Source organism: Microbacterium forte (assembly GCF_031885415.1).
In the GTDB taxonomy this organism is placed as follows: domain Bacteria; phylum Actinomycetota; class Actinomycetes; order Actinomycetales; family Microbacteriaceae; genus Microbacterium; species Microbacterium forte.
Map to the genome: position 1 here is coordinate 1 of NZ_CP116871.1, position 18,536 is coordinate 18,536.

Below are 18,536 nucleotides of genomic sequence, written 5' to 3' on the forward strand. Positions count from 1 at the left end.
GACCCCGGAAACCCACGTAACTTATTACTTGTTCGCCCCACAGGGAAGCGGAGAGGCCGAGAGCCTCACCCCCCTCAAGCGGAGAACCACCTCCCGATCCACTCACTTGTGAGAACAGGCGCTTGCGCCTAGGATGGGAGATCCACCCCCTCTGCGGCTGTCATCGGCTGCGCATCGGATCCAAGATCCGCACGGCGCGCTGACTTGACAAGCGGGACGGGATGGCTAAGATAGAGAAGTTGCCCTTCGGGCCTGGTTGTGATGACTGGGTCGTGGGAGCATCCGATCCTTGAGAACTCAACAGCGTGCACTTGTCAAATGCCAAATTATCCTCGTCTAGCTTCGGCTGGGTGAGAATTCCTTTGGATCAAAGACCAACCTCCTTGTGGGGTTGGCATTCGGATGAAGTCAGCAATGAATTCGTCTCTTTGGTCAGCATCAAACTCGCTGCGTCACCGTTTTCCCGGTGTCGTATGCATTTCTTTTTTACGGAGAGTTTGATCCTGGCTCAGGATGAACGCTGGCGGCGTGCTTAACACATGCAAGTCGAACGGTGAACACGGAGCTTGCTCTGTGGGATCAGTGGCGAACGGGTGAGTAACACGTGAGCAACCTACCCCTGACTCTGGGATAAGCGCTGGAAACGGCGTCTAATACTGGATACGAGTGGCGACCGCATGGTCAGCTACTGGAAAGATTTATTGGTTGGGGATGGGCTCGCGGCCTATCAGCTTGTTGGTGAGGTAATGGCTCACCAAGGCGTCGACGGGTAGCCGGCCTGAGAGGGTGACCGGCCACACTGGGACTGAGACACGGCCCAGACTCCTACGGGAGGCAGCAGTGGGGAATATTGCACAATGGGCGCAAGCCTGATGCAGCAACGCCGCGTGAGGGATGACGGCCTTCGGGTTGTAAACCTCTTTTAGCAGGGAAGAAGCGAAAGTGACGGTACCTGCAGAAAAAGCGCCGGCTAACTACGTGCCAGCAGCCGCGGTAATACGTAGGGCGCAAGCGTTATCCGGAATTATTGGGCGTAAAGAGCTCGTAGGCGGTTTGTCGCGTCTGCTGTGAAATCCGGAGGCTCAACCTCCGGCCTGCAGTGGGTACGGGCAGACTAGAGTGCGGTAGGGGAGATTGGAATTCCTGGTGTAGCGGTGGAATGCGCAGATATCAGGAGGAACACCGATGGCGAAGGCAGATCTCTGGGCCGTAACTGACGCTGAGGAGCGAAAGGGTGGGGAGCAAACAGGCTTAGATACCCTGGTAGTCCACCCCGTAAACGTTGGGAACTAGTTGTGGGGTCCATTCCACGGATTCCGTGACGCAGCTAACGCATTAAGTTCCCCGCCTGGGGAGTACGGCCGCAAGGCTAAAACTCAAAGGAATTGACGGGGACCCGCACAAGCGGCGGAGCATGCGGATTAATTCGATGCAACGCGAAGAACCTTACCAAGGCTTGACATATACGAGAACGGGCCAGAAATGGTCAACTCTTTGGACACTCGTAAACAGGTGGTGCATGGTTGTCGTCAGCTCGTGTCGTGAGATGTTGGGTTAAGTCCCGCAACGAGCGCAACCCTCGTTCTATGTTGCCAGCACGTAATGGTGGGAACTCATGGGATACTGCCGGGGTCAACTCGGAGGAAGGTGGGGATGACGTCAAATCATCATGCCCCTTATGTCTTGGGCTTCACGCATGCTACAATGGCCGGTACAAAGGGCTGCAATACCGCGAGGTGGAGCGAATCCCAAAAAGCCGGTCCCAGTTCGGATTGAGGTCTGCAACTCGACCTCATGAAGTCGGAGTCGCTAGTAATCGCAGATCAGCAACGCTGCGGTGAATACGTTCCCGGGTCTTGTACACACCGCCCGTCAAGTCATGAAAGTCGGTAACACCTGAAGCCGGTGGCCTAACCCTTGTGGAGGGAGCCGTCGAAGGTGGGATCGGTAATTAGGACTAAGTCGTAACAAGGTAGCCGTACCGGAAGGTGCGGCTGGATCACCTCCTTTCTAAGGAGCATCTGACTCTTCGGAGTCCAGAACCCAGATCGAGGACGTTCGTTTCTCGCTGGGAGCTCATGGGTGGAACATTTGACATGACATCAGCGCAGCTGAGTCTCGTGAGTACGCTGACCTTCGGGTTGGTTGGAAAGTGGGGCTTCGTGAGCGGGGTGTCTGCACGCTGTTGGGTCCTGAGGGACCGGATGCGATCTTCGGATCGTTTCTGTACCTCTGGGCCTCTTGTTGTTTCCCCTGTGGGGGAGGCGGGAAGGGGTACCGCCCGTACTTTGAGAACTACACAGTGGACGCGAGCATCTTGCAACTGATCTTTGATCGGTTGCACAAGATGATCTTAAAGATCATTAGTCAATTTCAAGCCAGGCCCTGTGCCTGGTGTCGATTCTGATTCAAACTCATGTGATTTATCAAGTCTTTAAGAGCAAACGGTGAATGCCTTGGCATCTGGAGCCGAAGAAGGACGTAGCAATCTGCGATAAGCCTCGGGGAACTGATAAGCAAGTTTTGATCCGAGGGTGTCCGAATGGGGAAACCCCGCTGGGCGGCGTGCCGACCTAGTGACTCCCGCCTGAATATATAGGGCGGGTAGAGGGAACGTGGGGAAGTGAAACATCTCAGTACCCACAGGAAGAGAAAGCAACCGCGATTCCGTTAGTAGTGGCGAGCGAAACCGGAACAGGCTAAACCTAGCGTGTGTGATAGCCGGCAGGCGTTGCACGTTGGGGGTTGTGGGACTTTTCAGTCATCTCTGCCGAGATGGCGGCGTTACAAGATGGTATAGACGAACGGTCTTGAAAGGCCGGTCATAGAGGGTGCCAACCCCGTAGTCGAAATGCCACCCTTGGCGCGAAGAGTATCCCAAGTAGCACGGGGCCCGTGAAATCCCGTGTGAATCTGTCAGGACCACCTGATAAGCCTAAATACTCCCAGATGACCGATAGCGGACAAGTACCGTGAGGGAAAGGTGAAAAGTACCCCGGGAGGGGAGTGAAATAGTACCTGAAACCGTTTGCTTACAAACCGTTGGAGCAGCCTTAGTAGCTGTGACAGCGTGCCTTTTGAAGAATGAGCCTGCGAGTTAGCGATATGTGGCGAGGTTAACCCGTTGAGGGGTAGCCGTAGCGAAAGCGAGTCTGAATAGGGCGATTCAGTCGCATGTCCTAGACCCGAAGCGAAGTGATCTATCCATGGCCAGGTTGAAGCGACGGTAAGACGTCGTGGAGGACCGAACCCACTTAGGTTGAAAACTGAGGGGATGAGCTGTGGATAGGGGTGAAAGGCCAATCAAACTTCGTGATAGCTGGTTCTCTCCGAAATGCATTTAGGTGCAGCGTTGCGTGTTTCTTGCCGGAGGTAGAGCTACTGGATGGCCGATGGGCCCTACAAGGTTACTGACGTCAGCCAAACTCCGAATGCCGGTAAGTGAGAGCGCAGCAGTGAGACTGTGGGGGATAAGCTTCATAGTCGAGAGGGAAACAACCCAGACCACCAACTAAGGTCCCAAAGCGCGTGCTAAGTGGGAAAGGATGTGGAGTTGCCTTGACAACCAGGAGGTTGGCTTAGAAGCAGCCACCCTTGAAAGAGTGCGTAATAGCTCACTGGTCAAGTGATTCCGCGCCGACAATGTAACGGGGCTCAAGCACGCCACCGAAGTTGTGGCATTGACATTATTGGTAGGCCTTCGTGGTCCAGCCGTGTTGATGGGTAGGAGAGCGTCGTGTGGCCAGCGAAGCGGCGGTGTAAACCAGCCGTGGAGGCTACACGAGTGAGAATGCAGGCATGAGTAGCGAAAGACGTGTGAGAAACACGTCCTCCGAAAGACCAAGGGTTCCAGGGTCAAGCTAATCTTCCCTGGGTAAGTCGGGACCTAAGGCGAGGCCGACAGGCGTAGTCGATGGACAACGGGTTGATATTCCCGTACCGGCGAAGAACCGCCCAAGCTAATCCAGTAGTGCTAAGTGTCTGAATCCCAGTGACTGATCCCTTCGGGGTGACGCGTTGGGCCTAGCGCACGACCCCATTCTGGTGCGGTTAGCGTATTAACAGGTGTGACGCAGGAAGGTAGTCCAGCCGGGCGATGGTTGTCCCGGTGCAAGTGCGTAGGCCGAGAGATAGGCAAATCCGTCTCTCACATAGGCTGAGACACGATGCGGATAGAAAGTGGATGATCCTATGCTGCCAAGAAAAGCATCGACGCGAGGTTCCAGCCGCCCGTACCCCAAACCGACTCAGGTGGTCAGGTAGAGAATACCAAGGAGATCGAGAGAATCGTGGTTAAGGAACTCGGCAAAATGCCCCCGTAACTTCGGGAGAAGGGGGGCCTTCGACGTATTAGGACTTGCTCCGAAAGCGTTTGGAGGCCGCAGAGACTAGTGGGTAGCGACTGTTTACTAAAAACACAGGTCCGTGCCAAGTCGCAAGACGATGTATACGGACTGACGCCTGCCCGGTGCTGGAAGGTTAAGAGGACCGGTTAGCCGCAAGGCGAAGCTGAGAATTTAAGCCCCAGTAAACGGCGGTGGTAACTATAACCATCCTAAGGTAGCGAAATTCCTTGTCGGGTAAGTTCCGACCTGCACGAATGGCGTAACGACTTCCCAACTGTCTCAACCGCGAACTCGGCGAAATTGCATTACGAGTAAAGATGCTCGTTACGCGCAGCAGGACGGAAAGACCCCGTGACCTTTACTATAGCTTTGTATTGGTGTTCGGTGTGGCTTGTGTAGGATAGGTGGGAGACTGTGAAGCATGGACGCCAGTTCATGTGGAGTCATTGTTGAAATACCACTCTGGTCACTCTGGATATCTAACTTCGAACCGTAATCCGGTTCAGGGACAGTGCATGGTGGGTAGTTTAACTGGGGCGGTTGCCTCCCAAAAAGTAACGGAGGCGCCCAAAGGTTCCCTCAACCTGGTTGGCAATCAGGTGTCGAGTGTAAGTGCACAAGGGAGCTTGACTGTGAGACTGACAGGTCGAGCAGGGACGAAAGTCGGGACTAGTGATCCGGCAGTGGCTTGTGGAAGCGCTGTCGCTCAACGGATAAAAGGTACCTCGGGGATAACAGGCTGATCTTGCCCAAGAGTCCATATCGACGGCATGGTTTGGCACCTCGATGTCGGCTCGTCGCATCCTGGGGCTGGAGTAGGTCCCAAGGGTTGGGCTGTTCGCCCATTAAAGCGGTACGCGAGCTGGGTTTAGAACGTCGTGAGACAGTTCGGTCCCTATCCGCTGCGCGCGTAGGAAATTTGAGAGGATCTGACCCTAGTACGAGAGGACCGGGTTGGACGAACCTCTGGTGTGTCAGTTGTTCCGCCAGGAGCACCGCTGATTAGCTACGTTCGGGATGGATAACCGCTGAAAGCATCTAAGCGGGAAGCCGGCCTCAAGATGAGATTTCCATACCTTCGGGTGAGAGGCTCCCAGCCAGACTACTGGGTTGATAGGCCAGATGTGGAAGTGCAGTAATGCATGCAGCTGACTGGTACTAATAAGCCGATGACTTGATAACACACCGTTTGTTGGTGCTACGCGTCCACTGAGTGGTTCTCGATGTACGGTCGAGAACCGCATGACAATGACTTTGTTATGTGTTTTGATTGAAACATCTATAGTGTTTCGGCGGCCATAGCGTGAGGGAAACGCCCGGTTACATTCCGAACCCGGAAGCTAAGCCTCACAGCGCCGATGGTACTGCAGGGGGGACCCTGTGGGAGAGTAGGACACCGCCGGACTTCTTTTAAGCAAATGGCCACCCATCGTTGGGTGGCCATTTTGCGTTAACAACATCTAGAACAGGGAGCATCATGCCGGAAGAGGAAGAGCGCCGTCCGCGTCGCAACGACGACAATGGATCGCGCGGTCACCGACCTTCCGGAGGGCGCTCGGATCAGAACCGCAGCGGCGGTCCGCGTCGTGATGACGCGCCCCGACGCGAGGGCGGATACAACCGTGATGGTGGTGCTCCGCGTTCGGGTGGGTATAACCGTGATGGTGGCGCTCCGCGTTCCGGTGGGTATAACCGCGATGGTGGTGCCCCTCGTACGGGTGGGTACAGCCGCGACGGTGGTGCCCCGCGCCGGGACAATGACGGTCCTCGTTCGGGCGGTTACAACCGTGATGGTGGCGCACCGCGTTCCGGTGGGTACAACCGTGACGGTGGTGCCCCGCGCCGCGACAATGACGGTTCTCGTTCGGGCGGTTACAGCCGTGATGGTGGTGCTCCTCGTTCGGGCGGGTACAACCGCGATGGTGGCGCACCGCGTTCTGGCGGTTACAACCGTGATGGTGGCGCGCCTCGTTCTGGTGGGTACAACCGTGACGGTGGTGCCCCGCGCCGCGACAATGACGCTCCTCGTTCGGGCGGGTACAACCGCGATGGTGGCGCACCGCGCTCTGGTGGCTACAACCGTGATGGTGGTGCCCCGCGCCGCGACAACGACGCACCTCGTTCCGGTGGCTACAACCGTGATGGTGGCGCCCCGCGCCGCGACAATGACGCTCCTCGTTCGGGCGGGTACAACCGTGATGGTGGCGCTCCTCGTTCCGGTGGGTACAACCGCGGCGGTGGCGCCCCGCGCCGCGACAACGACGCACCTCGTTCCGGTGGATACAACCGCGATGGTGGCGCTCCTCGTTCGGGCGGGTACAACCGCGATGGTGGTGCTCCTCGTTCCGGTGGGTACAACCGTGACGGTGGCGCACCTCGTTCCGGTGGATACAGCCGCGATGGCGGTGCTCCTCGTTCCGGTGGGTACAGCCGCGACGGTGGCGCCCCGCGCCGCGACAACGACGCACCTCGTTCCGGTGGATACAACCGCGACGGTGGCGCTCCTCGTTCGGGCGGGTACAACCGTGACGGTGGCGCTCCTCGCTCCGGTGGATACAACCGCGACGGTGGCGCACCTCGGTCGGGCGGTTATAACCGTGACGGTGGCGCACCGCGCCGCGACAACGACGCACCTCGTTCCGGTGGCTACAACCGTGAGGGTGGCGCACCGCGCTCCGGTGGATACAACCGCGACGCCGGACAGGAACGTGACTCGTCGCGTTCCTACCCGCAGCGTGGGGGAGCGGGCCGCGAACGTCCGATTCAGGCAGACGGTGATCGGCCGCGTTTCAACGACCCGCACATCCCGGATGAGGTCACAGCCCGTGACCTGCACACCTCTGCCCGCAACGAGCTGAAGACTCTCAGCAAGGAGAACGCCGAACTGGTCGCGCGTCACCTCGCCATGGCATCTCAGCTCATCGACGAGGATCCGGCCCGTGCGCACGAGCACGCTCTCGCCGCGTCTCGCCGCGCCGGCCGTATCGCGATCGTCCGCGAAACGCTCGGTATCACTGCGTACGCCACTGAGGACTTCGCTCTGGCTCTTCGCGAGCTGCGGACGTATCGTCGCATCTCCGGCAAGGACGACCAGATCGCGCTGATGGTCGACAGCGAGAGGGGCATCGGACGCCCCGACCGCGCCCTCGAGACCGGTCGCGCCGTCGACCGGGCTGCCCTCAGCACGCCCGTTCGCGTCTCTCTGGCGATCGCGATGTCGGGTGCACGCCTGGATCAGGGGGACCTCGAGCTCGCGCTCGGCGAACTCGAGATTCCCGAGCTCGACCCCGACCGTGCGTTCGAGTGGAGCCCTGCGCTGTTCGCCGCTCGTGCAGCAGTGCTCGAGGACCTCGGACGAACTGACGAAGCCGAGTTCTGGGCCCACCGCGCAGAGGTCGCCGCCCAGGCGCTCGGCGTCGACGAGGCCGGCGACGAGGAGATCATCATCGAGGACGGCCTGATCGAAGGCGAGTTCGACGACGCTGACGCTGCTGACGCTGCTGACGCTGCTGACGCTGCTGACGCTGCTGACGCTGCTGACGCTGCTGACGCTGCTGACGAGGCCGACGACGCTGACGAGGCCGACGAGGCTGACGAGGCTGACGACGCTCAGGCTGACGACGCTGACGTCGAGCCCGAGCCGTCCATCGACGACGAGGTCCGCGAGCTCCTCGGCGAAGGCGACGCGGCTGCCGGCACTGACGATGGCGCCGACGAGACCACCGAGGGCTTCACAGCATCCGATTCGTCGAAGGAGGCGTAGTGGGGCTGTTCTCCAAGAAGCCTGCGCTGCGGACCCCGCTCGACGGCGTGGACGCCGTGCTCGCGGATCTGGATGGCGTCGTCTACGCGGGGCCGGGCGCTCTGCCGCATGCGGTGGAGAGCCTCAACGCCGCCGCGACGACTGCTCGGCTCGGGTACATCACGAACAACGCATCTCGCACAGACGCGTCGGTCGCCGAGCACCTGAGCAGCCTGGGCCTCGACGTCGCGCCCGCTGATGTGATCACCAGCCCGCAGGCTGCGATGCGGCTCCTCGCCGGAATCGTCCCGCCACCCGCCACGCTTCTGATCGTGGGCGGAGCGGGACTCGTCGACGAGGCGGAGAAGGCGGGCTACGCCGTCACTCGTAGCGCCGAGGATGCTCCGGATGCGGTCGTGCAGGGCTTCGCCCCCGAGGTCGCGTGGACGGATCTCGCCGAGGCGGCCTTCGCGCTGAAGGTTCCCGAGGAGGATGGCGGCATCCCGTGGATCGCCACCAACACCGACTGGACGATCCCGCGCGAGCGCGGCGTCGCCCCGGGCAACGGCACGCTCGTGTCTGCCGTGCACACGGCAATCGGTCGGCTCGCGACCGTCGCCGGCAAGCCTGAGACGCCGATCTTCGAAGAGGCCACAGAGCGCTTCGGTGCGAAGAAGCCGCTGTTCATCGGCGACCGTCTCGACACGGACATCCTCGGAGCCGTCCGCGCGGGCATCGACTCCGCGCTCGTGCTCACCGGCATCGACCGACCGAAGCACGTACTCGCCGCGCCGGAGGGGTCGCGTCCGACGTACATCCTCAGTGACCTGCGCGAACTGCACCAGCCGTACCCGGAGGTCACGTCGAAAGACGGCGTCCACTCGGTCAACGGCGCATCCGTGCGGGTCGTCGGTGCCGACGTCGAGATCATCGCCGAGGGAGAGTCGCAGATCGATCTGCTTCGGGCAGGCGCATCTGCGATCTGGGCCTCAGGAACACCGGTATTCGTGCTGCGCGTGCCCGAGCGTCTCTACGACGACCCGTTCCACCGGCCCTGACCGACGCCTTCGCGCCGCCGTGGCTCCGCCGACGTGTCGGCGCCGCCGCGTACAGTAGAGGCGTGAGTGATGAGACGACGAATGCACCGACCGACGGTCTGTGGAGTCGCCTGCGCCTGATCGAGGGGCAGCCTCTCGCTGCCAGAGCAGACGCGTACTCCGGGCTTCACGAAGAGCTGTCGCGCCGCCTCGACAGCGGCGCGAAGCTCGACCAGCGCGACGCGCCGGGCTCCCGATGACGCGACTCGATGCCGCCCTCGCCGCACGAGGACTCGCTCGTTCGCGCACGCATGCTGCCACGCTCATCGCCGGCGGTCTCGTGAGCATCGACGGCCGCCCCGTGGTGAAGGCCTCGACATCTGTCGCAGACACGGCGGAGATCACTGTCGCCGGCGCAGATCATTACGTCGGTCGTGGGGCGCACAAGCTGATCGCCGCCCTCGACGGATTCGGCATCTCTGCCGACGGCCGCCTCGCGCTCGATATGGGCGCGTCCACCGGCGGCTTCACCCAGGTGCTTCGTGAGCGCGGAGCGCGGCGCGTGCTCGCCGTCGACGTGGGCCACGACCAGATGGCCGCAGCCGTGGCATCCGACACCGGCGTCGTGGTCGTCGAGGGCTACAACGTCCGTCACATGACTCCCGAGAATCTCCAGGAGGTCACGGGCGAAGCGGACGCTCCCGACCTCATCGTCGGCGACCTGTCCTTCATCTCCCTCGAGCACGTGCTGCCCGCTGTCGCGGGGGTCGCCGCTGCCGGCGCAGACATCGTCCTGCTCGTGAAGCCGCAGTTCGAAGTCGGTCGTACCGCGGTGCGCGGCGGACTCGTCACCGACCCGGCCACGCGCGCGGATGCCGTCGCACGAACGGCTTGGAGCGCCTGGGATGCCGGCCTGGGCATGCTCGGCATCCTGCCCTCGCCGATCCTCGGAACGCACGGCAACTCGGAGTATCTCCTGCACCTCGCGCCGGCGCGAGGCAGCGATCCGTCAGAATGGTCAGACCGCATCAACGCACTGGCAGGGAGACGATGAACGAGCGCAACATCCTGGTCGTCGCCCATGCCGGCCGGGAGGCCACTGTCGAGGCGGCCCGCAAGGTGATCGACGAACTCCGCGGTGCCGGTGCGCGGCCTGTACTCCCGCCCGATGAGAGCGGTGACCTGAGAGCGGTCGACCCGCACTTCGCTGACGTCGACATCCTCGGCGAGACCGTGCAGCAGGACGAGCTCGAACTCGCGATCGTCCTCGGGGGAGACGGCACGATCCTGCGCGCCGCCGAACTGGTGCGCGGCTGCTCGGCACCCGTGCTCGGCATCAACATGGGACACGTCGGATTCCTCGCCGAGATCGATCGAGACGACATGGATGCCGCTGTGCGACGCGTCATCGATCGCGACTACGAGGTGGAAGAGCGCCTGGCGCTGTCGGTGCGCGTCAAAGACGTCGACGGCGCCGTCGTGTACGAGACCTTCGCGCTCAACGAGGCCACGGTCGAGAAGGCCAGCCGCGAGCGCATGATCGAGGTCGTGCTCGAGATCGACGGTCTGCCCCTGTCGAGCTTCGGCTGCGACGGCATGGTCGTGTCCACGCCGACCGGGTCGACGGCCTACAACTTCTCGGCGGGCGGGCCGGTCATCTGGCCCAGCGTCGAAGCCATCGCGGTCGTGCCCCTGTCAGCTCATGCTCTGTTCGCCAAGCCTCTCGTCGTCAGCCCCGACGCTGCCGTGGCCATCGAGATGCTCGAGGGCACCTCTGGTGCCGGCATCCTCTGGTGCGACGGCCGCCGCTCCCACGACCTGCCTCCTGGCGCACGGGTCGTGGTGCGCAAGTCCTCGCGTCCGGTGCGCCTCGCGCGCCTGCATCCCACCGAGTTCACCAACCGTCTGGTGCGCAAGTTCCAGCTGCCGGTCGCCGGATGGCGCGGACAGGGGGCGGCTTCGTGATCGAGGAGATGCGGATGCAGGGGCTCGGCGTGATCGCCGACGCCGTGCTGCCCCTCGGTGCCGGATTCACCGCGATCACGGGTGAGACCGGTGCGGGCAAGACGATGGTCGTGACCGGCCTCGGCCTGCTGCTCGGGCAGCGCGCCGACTCCGGAGCCGTTCGAGCGGGTGCAGCCCAGGCATCCGTCGCCGGCGTGTGGATCGTGCCTGAGACGGGCGACGTCGCCGACATCGTCTCGGATGCCGGTGGAGAGCTGGAGCCTGCGGGGTCCGGTGTCGCCGAGCTGTACGTCTCCCGCACGCTGAGTGCCGAGGGCCGCAGCCGCGCGAGCGTCGGCGGACGCGCGGCGCCGGCGGGAGTGCTGTCGGCTCTGGCCGAGGAGCTGGTCGTCGTGCACGGCCAGTCCGAACAGCTGAGGTTGCGCTCCTCCGCGGCGCAGCGCGATGCCCTCGACCGCTTCGGAGGTGCGCCGATCGCCGAGGCGCTGGACGCCTACGCATCGTCGTTCGCCCGGTGGCGCGAGCTGGACGCCGAGATCGCCGACATCACCGAGAACCGCGACCGCCGTGCCGAAGAGGCATCGCGTCTCCGTGAAGCGCTGGCACTCATCGAAGCCGCTGCCCCCGAACCCGGGGAGGACGTCGAGCTGTCCGCACGGGCAGAACGTCTGGCGAACGCCGAGGAGCTGCGCCTCGCCGCGTCACTCGCGCACAGCGCGCTCTCGAGCGAAGAAGGCGAACCGGATGCATCGGCTCTGATCGCCGAAGCGCGTCGCGCGCTCGAGCGCGTCTCCGACGCCGCGCTCACCGACATCTCGGCCGCCCTCGCCGATATCGGCTACCGCATCGCCGATGTCGCGGGGCAGCTCTCGGCATACCTCGCCGACCTCGATGAGACAGGACCGCACGAGCTGGCGGCTGTCGAAGAGCGCCGCGCAGCCCTGGGCACGCTCATTCGTGCGCACGGTTCGCTGGACGAGGCTCTCGAGCTCTGGCAGACGGGGTCGACGCGGCTCGCTGAGCTCGACGACGACGGCGAGCGGCTCGATCGCCTCGAAGCCGAGCGTGATGCCGCCCGCACCGATCTCGATGCACGTGCTGAGGCCCTGACGGCGGAGCGCACCGAGGCCGCCGCGCGTCTCGGGGTCGCCGTGAGCGAGGAGCTGCATGCCCTCGCGATGCCCGACGCGACCCTCGAGGTCGCGGTGACACCGGGCACGGAGAGCGCTCACGGTCGTGACGATGTCGCGATCCTGCTCGCCCCGCACCCGGGAGCCGAACCTCGATCCGTCGGCAAGGGCGCGTCGGGTGGTGAGCTCTCGCGGGTCATGCTCGCGATCGAGGTCGTCATCGCCGGAACAGACCCTGTGCCCACCTTCGTGTTCGACGAGGTCGATGCCGGCATCGGCGGTGCGGCAGCCATCGAGGTCGGCCGCCGACTCGCCCGACTTGCAGAGAAGTCGCAGGTGATCGCAGTCACTCATCTGGCTCAGGTCGCCGCGTTCGCCACCAACCATCTCTCGGTCGTCAAATCCAACGACGGAGCAGTCACCGCATCGAGTGTCCGTCGTCTCGAGGGTCAGGAGCGCGAGGCCGAGATGGCTCGACTGCTGTCCGGATTGACCGATTCGGATGCCGCGATCACCCACGCCCGAGAACTTCTCAGCCTCGGCACCCCCACCTCCTGATAGGATCGAAGCCCGTGATGAACTCTTCTTCTGCGGGGCCCAAGAACGACACGACCAAGCACATCTTTGTGACGGGTGGTGTCGTTTCGTCTTTGGGTAAAGGGCTCACTGCCGCAAGCCTCGGCAACCTCCTCACGGCCCGCGGACTCCGCGTCGTGATGCAGAAGCTCGACCCGTATCTGAACGTCGATCCGGGCACCATGAACCCGTTCCAGCACGGCGAGGTCTTCGTCACGGACGACGGCGCCGAGACAGACCTCGACATCGGGCACTACGAGCGCTTCCTCGACATCAACCTGTCTGAGGCCGCCAACGTCACGACCGGCCAGATCTACTCGCAGGTGATCGCCCGCGAGCGCCGCGGCGAGTACCTCGGCGACACCGTGCAGGTCATCCCGCACATCACCGACGAGATCAAGCGCCGCATGCGTCTGCAGGCGACCGAGGACCCGCGTCCTGACGTGATCATCACCGAGGTCGGCGGCACGGTCGGCGACATCGAATCGCAGCCGTTCCTCGAGTCGGCACGCCAGCTGCGTCACGAGCTCGGCCGCGACAGCGTCTTCTTCGTGCACGTGTCGCTCGTCCCGTTCATGGGGGCATCCGGCGAGCAGAAGACCAAGCCGACGCAGCACTCCGTCGCCGCCCTCCGCCAGGTCGGCATCCAGCCCGACGCGCTCGTGCTGCGCAGCGATCGTCCGGTCAGCGAGAGCAACCGCAACAAGATCGCTCTCATGTGCGACGTCGACGCCGAGGGTGTCATCAACACGGTCGACCTGCCGAGCATCTACGATATCCCGTCGACGCTCAACGACCAGGGCCTCGACTCGTACATCGTGCGCCGCCTCGGTCTCGACCAGAAGGCCGCAGAAGAGGTCGACTGGACGCGCTGGAGCAAGGTGCTGCACGCCGTGCACAACCCCAAGCACGAGGTGACCATCGGTCTGGTCGGCAAGTACATCGACCTGCCCGACGCCTACCTCTCCGTGACGGAGGCGCTCAAGGCCGGCGGCTTCGCACAGGAGACCAAGGTCAACATCCGCTGGATCCCGTCGGACCGCTGTGAGACCCCTGAGGGTGCGAAGGAGCAGCTCGGCGAGCTCGACGGCATCTGCGTTCCCGGTGGCTTCGGCATCCGCGGCATCGAGGGCAAGCTGGGCGCGCTGAAGTTCGCGCGCGAGCAGGGCATCCCGACCCTCGGCCTCTGCCTCGGCCTGCAGTGCATGGTCATCGAGTACGCCCGCGATGTCGCCGGCATCACCGAGGCATCATCGAGCGAGTTCGACCCGCAGACCACCGAGCCCGTCATCGCCACGATGGCCGAGCAGGTCGAGATCCTCGACGGTGGCGACCTCGGCGGCACCATGCGTCTGGGGCTGTACCAGGCAGCACTCGCCGAGGGATCCCTGGCGCGCGAGCTGTACGGCGCGCCCGAGGCGTCGGAGCGCCACCGTCACCGCTACGAGGTCAACAACGCCTACCGTGCGCGGCTCTCCGAGGCCGGTCTCGTGTTCTCGGGCCTGAACCCCGAGCTCGATCTGGTCGAGTACGTCGAGCTGCCGCGCGATGTGCACCCGTACTACATCGCGACGCAGGCGCACCCCGAACTCCGCTCGCGTCCGACCGCCCCGCACCCGCTGTTCCGCGGACTGGTCGGAGCAGCGATCGAGCGTCACCGCTCGAGTGAGCTGTTCGACGTCGAAGCCGATGCCTGAGTTCGTCGAAGCCGATGCCTGAATTCGATGACCTGCGCGACGAGCCCTTCGAACCGGAAGTGCTCCGCAGCGATCTCGCGTACGAGGGCGCCGTCTGGAACGTCCGCGACGACCGGGTGCGCTACGGCGACGGCGAGATCCGCCGTCAGTATGTCGCGCACACGGGCGCCGTCGCGATCGTCGCCCTGGATGACGCGGGGCGGGTGCTGCTGATCCAGCAGTACCGGCATCCGATCCGTCACCGTGACTGGGAGCTTCCCGCCGGTCTGCTCGATGTCGCAGGCGAGGAGCCGCTCGAGGCCGCTCGACGCGAGCTCGCCGAAGAGGCCGACCTGGTCGCTGCGCACTGGGAGCCGCTCGTGTCGTCGTGGACGACCCCTGGCGGAAACGACGAGCTCATCCACGTCTTCCTCGCGAGCGGCGTCTCGGCGGCGCAGGACGCGCATGCGCGCGAGGACGAAGAGGCCGACATCCGCGTCGAGTGGGTTCCGCTCGACGCGGCGGTCGGGGCGGTTCTCGACGGGCGGATGCGCAACGGCATCCTCGGCATCGGCGTGCTCGCCGCCGCCCAGAGGCTGCGCGACCGGAGCTGAGGATGCAGCTCGACCGTGCGCTGGACACGTATCTGCGTCACGTCACGATCGAGCGCGGTCTCAGCGGGCATACGATCGCCGCCTATCGCCGCGATCTCGGTGGCTACCTCGAGTGGCTGGAAGCCGACGGGGTCACCGACACGGCGCAGATCAGCGCGGCCGTCGTCGGGCGGTTCGTCGCCGATCGATCGGGTGCCGATCCCGCCCCCGCTGCGACCAGTCTCGCGCGACTGCAGTCGTCGGTGCGCGGGTGGCACCGCTTCCTGGCGCGCGAAGGCATCGAACAGGATGATCCGAGCGGGCGTCTTCGTCCACCCAAGGCCCCTCGTCGCCTCCCCAAGGCGCTGACGATCGACCAGGTCGAGCGCCTGCTCGGCGCGCCCAGTGCCGAAGAGCCGATAGGGATCCGCGACAGGGCTTTGCTCGAACTGCTCTATGCGACCGGCGCCCGGGTGTCCGAGGCGGTCGGACTCGACGTCGACGACCTCGCTCACGGCGACGTGCTGCGCCTTCGGGGCAAGGGGTCGAAGGAGCGCATCGTGCCGATCGGCTCATTCGCCCGCGACGCGGTGGATGCGTATCTCACCCGCGTCCGCCCAGGTCTCGCGGCGAAGGGGCGGGCATCGGCCCGGCTCTTCCTCGGTGCTCGCGGTGCCCCGCTGTCACGGCAGAGCGCATGGCTCGTCATCCGCGCGGCCGCGGAGCACGCGCACATCACCGTGGAGGTGTCGCCGCACACGCTGAGGCACTCGTTCGCGACGCACCTGCTGCAGGGCGGTGCCGACGTGCGCGTCGTGCAGGAGCTGCTCGGACACGCCTCGGTCGCGACGACGCAGATCTACACGCACGTATCGGTCGACACCCTGCGGGACATCTACGCCACTTCTCATCCGCGCGCCCGCTGAGATCGCGGCACCGCGGCGAAATCGCGGGATCGCCGGGGCTGAGGCAGTGATCCCGCCAGGCGATCGGTAGACTCGACCGAGCACGAAAGAGCAGGAGAATCGGTGGCTGAGAACGCGGCGAAGTCCAGGGCGAAAACGTCGAAGAACGACGACACCCCCATGGGACCCACCGGGCGTCCCTATCACGGCTTCGCGACCCCTGAACCGCTCGCCTCGCACGGGCCCGCACGCATCATCGCGCTGTGCAACCAGAAGGGCGGCGTCGGCAAGACGACGACCGCGATCAACCTCGCTGCGGCCCTCGCTGAATACGGGCGCAAGGTGCTGGCCGTCGACTTCGACCCCCAGGGCGCGCTGTCGGCCGGTCTCGGCATCCAGACACATGACGTGCCGACCGTGTACGACCTGCTGCTCGACACCAAGCGCGACGCGCATGAGGCGATCGTCCCCTCAGGGGTCGACGGTCTCGACGTGATGCCCGCGAACATCGACCTGTCCGCCGCCGAGGTGCACCTCGTGAACGAGGTCGCCCGCGAGACGATCCTCGCCCGTGTTCTCCGTCAGGTGGCGGGGGAGTACGACGTCATCCTGATCGACTGCCAGCCCTCGCTCGGCCTGCTCACGGTGAACGCACTGACTGCGGCTCATGGCGTCATCATCCCGCTCGAGTGCGAGTTCTTCGCGCTTCGCGGCGTGGCCCTCCTGATCGAGACCATCGACAAGGTGCGGGACCGGCTGAACCCGTCGATCACGATGGACGGCCTTCTCGCCACCATGTACGACCCGCGCACGCTGCACTCGCGCGAGGTTCTCGAGCGTGTGGTCGAGGCATTCGGCGACGACGTCCTGGAGACCGTGATCGGTCGCACGGTCAAGTTCCCCGACGCCTCGGTCTCCGGCGTGCCGATCACCGAGTTCGCTCCGGAGCACGCTGCCGCGCAGGCCTACCTGCGGCTGGCGCGGGAGCTGGTCACCCGTGGCGCTGTCGCCTGAGCTCGAGCCGTCAGACACCCCGGCAGAGTCCGTCTCGCCAGCTCAGTCCGTCTCACCCGCAGAGTCCATCGGGCCTGTCGACGCCGCCGCGGAGCGCGATCCCGAGGTCACGGGAGAAGCCTCCGTCTCGGAGGCCGGATTCCGCGTCTCACTGTCGAACTTCGACGGCCCGTTCGATCTGCTGCTGAACCTCATCTCGAAGCACGAGATGGACATCACCGAGGTCTCCCTGAGCGCAGTCACGAACGAGTTCATCGCGTACCTCAAGGAGCTCGACGACGACGAGGAACTCGACCAGGCGTCGGAGTTCCTGGTGGTCGCGGCGACGCTGCTCGACATGAAGGTGGCAGGGCTCCTGCCGCAGGGTGAGCTGGTGGATGCCGAGGCCGTCGCACTGCTCGAGGCCCGAGACCTTCTCTTCGCGCGCCTCCTGCAGTATCGCGCCTTCAAGGAGGTGTCCGCCTGGTTCGCCCGGTGCCTGCAGCGCGAGGACCGGCGTCATGTGCGCGCGGCCAGGCTCGACGAGAAGCACCGGCGGAAGACGCCAGAGCTCGTCTGGTCGCTCAGCGTCGACGATTTCGCCGCCCTCGCACTTCTGGCCTTCGCGCCGAGAGAGATCCCACATGTCGGCCTCGATCATCTGCACGCGCCGCTCGTCAGCATCCGCGAACAGGCCGCGATCGTCGTCACCCTGCTCCGCGCCGCGGAGTCGGTGAGCTTCCGCGAGCTCGTCGCGGGTGTGAGCGAGCCGGGGATCGTCGTCGCGCGGTTCATCTCCGTGCTGGAGCTCTACCGGCACGCCGCCCTCTCATTCGAACAACTGGAACCGCTCGGCGAGCTGACGCTGCGCTGGGCAGCCGACTCCTGGTCGGACGAGACACTCGCATCGCTGGGAGCCGACTATGACCGATGACGTGACCGAATCCGCGACCGATGCAACCGTGCGGGAGTCTCCGCTGTCCGAGCGCATCGAGGCGATCCTGCTGATCATCGACGAGCCGATCGGTCTCGTCGCCCTCGCCGCGGCAGTCGGCTCGCCGGTGGCGGCAGTACGGCAGACGATCGAGACTCTGGTCGACGATTACGACGGCAAGGGGCATGGCCCGCGTCGTGGTTTCGAACTGCGCGAGGTCGGAGGCGGATGGCGCCTCTACGTGCGCGAGGATCACGACGATGTCGTCGCGGAGTTCGTCGGCGGACAGGCACCTGCGCGACTCTCTCAGGCGGCGCTCGAGACGCTCGCCGTGATCGCATACAAGCAGCCGGTCACACGCAGCCAGGTGGCGTCTATCCGCGCGGTGAACGTCGACTCGGTCGTGCGCACTCTTCTCGCTCGAGGTCTCATCACCGAGCTGTTTGCGGACTCCGAGACCGGCGCGATCAACTACGGCACCACCGACGCGCTCCTGCAGCACTTGGGCATCAACTCGCTCGACGATCTGCCGCCGATCTCTCCTCTTCTCGACGACGGCGCAGACGGTTTCGACGAAGGGACCATCCGATGACCTCGGTGGAACCCGCTCGTCCGAAGTCGTCGGGTCGCGCGGACACG

The 18,536-nt window shown here is 64.2% G+C and carries 13 protein-coding genes and 3 rRNA genes; 15 read left to right on the forward strand and 1 reads right to left on the reverse strand.

The genetic code is table 11. From position 1 onward, the window contains the following. Positions 1 to 485: 485 nt before the first annotated feature. The 3 genes from OB895_RS00005 (at position 486) to rrf (ending at position 5,751) form a co-directional block, all read left to right on the forward strand. A 16S ribosomal RNA gene (locus tag OB895_RS00005) occupies positions 486 to 2,010 on the forward strand. A gap of 414 nt (positions 2,011 to 2,424) precedes the next feature. After that, a 23S ribosomal RNA gene (locus OB895_RS00010) occupies positions 2,425 to 5,528 on the forward strand. 106 nt (positions 5,529 to 5,634) lie between these two features. Then, positions 5,635 to 5,751 (forward strand): 5S ribosomal RNA (rrf, locus tag OB895_RS00015). The 16S, 23S and 5S rRNA genes sit together here, the layout of an rRNA operon. Before the next feature lie 45 nt (positions 5,752 to 5,796). Here rrf and OB895_RS00020 read toward each other — a convergent pair. Further along, positions 5,797 to 7,245: a hypothetical protein gene (locus tag OB895_RS00020; protein ID WP_311878566.1), complete on the reverse strand. Its 1,449-nt coding sequence runs from the start codon at positions 7,243 to 7,245 to the stop codon at positions 5,797 to 5,799. Positions 7,246 to 7,251: 6 nt separating this feature from the next. Between OB895_RS00020 and OB895_RS00025 the strand changes: the two genes are divergently transcribed. The 12 genes from OB895_RS00025 to scpB all read left to right on the forward strand — a co-directional run bounded on the left by OB895_RS00025 (position 7,252) and on the right by scpB (position 18,489). Continuing rightward, positions 7,252 to 8,109, forward strand: coding sequence for a tetratricopeptide repeat protein (locus OB895_RS00025; protein WP_311878568.1), 858 nt, complete (start codon positions 7,252 to 7,254; stop codon positions 8,107 to 8,109). Then, positions 8,109 to 9,146 (forward strand): HAD-IIA family hydrolase, encoded by a 1,038-nt coding sequence (locus tag OB895_RS00030; protein ID WP_311878569.1) that lies wholly within the window; start codon positions 8,109 to 8,111, stop codon positions 9,144 to 9,146. Before OB895_RS00025 ends, OB895_RS00030 begins: the two co-directional genes overlap by 1 nt. Before the next feature lie 62 nt (positions 9,147 to 9,208). Continuing rightward, positions 9,209 to 9,385 (forward strand): hypothetical protein, encoded by a 177-nt coding sequence (locus OB895_RS00035; RefSeq protein ID WP_164481691.1) that lies wholly within the window; start codon positions 9,209 to 9,211, stop codon positions 9,383 to 9,385. Then, on the forward strand, positions 9,382 to 10,179 hold the full coding sequence (locus OB895_RS00040) for a TlyA family RNA methyltransferase (protein ID WP_311878570.1): 798 nt from the start codon (positions 9,382 to 9,384) through the stop codon (positions 10,177 to 10,179). The genes OB895_RS00035 and OB895_RS00040 overlap by 4 nt, the downstream gene beginning before the upstream one ends. Then, positions 10,176 to 11,090, forward strand: coding sequence for an NAD kinase (locus tag OB895_RS00045; RefSeq protein WP_042541651.1), 915 nt, complete (start codon positions 10,176 to 10,178; stop codon positions 11,088 to 11,090). The genes OB895_RS00040 and OB895_RS00045 overlap by 4 nt, the downstream gene beginning before the upstream one ends. Beyond that, positions 11,063 to 12,778 (forward strand): DNA repair protein RecN, encoded by a 1,716-nt coding sequence (gene recN / locus OB895_RS00050; protein WP_376708824.1) that lies wholly within the window; start codon positions 11,063 to 11,065, stop codon positions 12,776 to 12,778. The genes OB895_RS00045 and recN overlap by 28 nt, the downstream gene beginning before the upstream one ends. 17 nt (positions 12,779 to 12,795) lie before the next feature. Next, positions 12,796 to 14,493 carry a CTP synthase gene (pyrG, locus tag OB895_RS00055; RefSeq protein ID WP_042541649.1) on the forward strand — a complete coding sequence of 566 codons (1,698 nt, stop codon included), beginning with the start codon at positions 12,796 to 12,798 and terminating at the stop codon, positions 14,491 to 14,493. A 14-nt stretch (positions 14,494 to 14,507) separates the two neighbouring features. Then, entirely contained in the window at positions 14,508 to 15,086 is a 579-nt protein-coding gene (locus OB895_RS00060) for an NUDIX domain-containing protein (protein ID WP_079113166.1), read from the forward strand. Positions 15,087 to 15,088: 2 nt separating this feature from the next. Next, positions 15,089 to 15,991 (forward strand): site-specific tyrosine recombinase XerD, encoded by a 903-nt coding sequence (xerD, locus tag OB895_RS00065; RefSeq protein WP_079113165.1) that lies wholly within the window; start codon positions 15,089 to 15,091, stop codon positions 15,989 to 15,991. Between the two features lie 159 nt (positions 15,992 to 16,150). Further along, positions 16,151 to 16,984, forward strand: a complete 834-nt coding sequence (locus tag OB895_RS00070) for a ParA family protein (protein ID WP_042541658.1) — start codon at positions 16,151 to 16,153, stop codon at positions 16,982 to 16,984. A 151-nt stretch (positions 16,985 to 17,135) separates the two neighbouring features. Next, entirely contained in the window at positions 17,136 to 17,897 is a 762-nt protein-coding gene (locus OB895_RS00075; RefSeq protein WP_376708830.1) for a segregation and condensation protein A, read from the forward strand. Continuing rightward, a complete protein-coding gene (gene scpB / locus OB895_RS00080) occupies positions 17,887 to 18,489 on the forward strand; it encodes an SMC-Scp complex subunit ScpB (RefSeq protein ID WP_056377104.1) in 603 nt (200 codons plus the stop codon). The genes OB895_RS00075 and scpB overlap by 11 nt, the downstream gene beginning before the upstream one ends. The last annotated feature ends 47 nt before the right edge of the window (positions 18,490 to 18,536 follow it).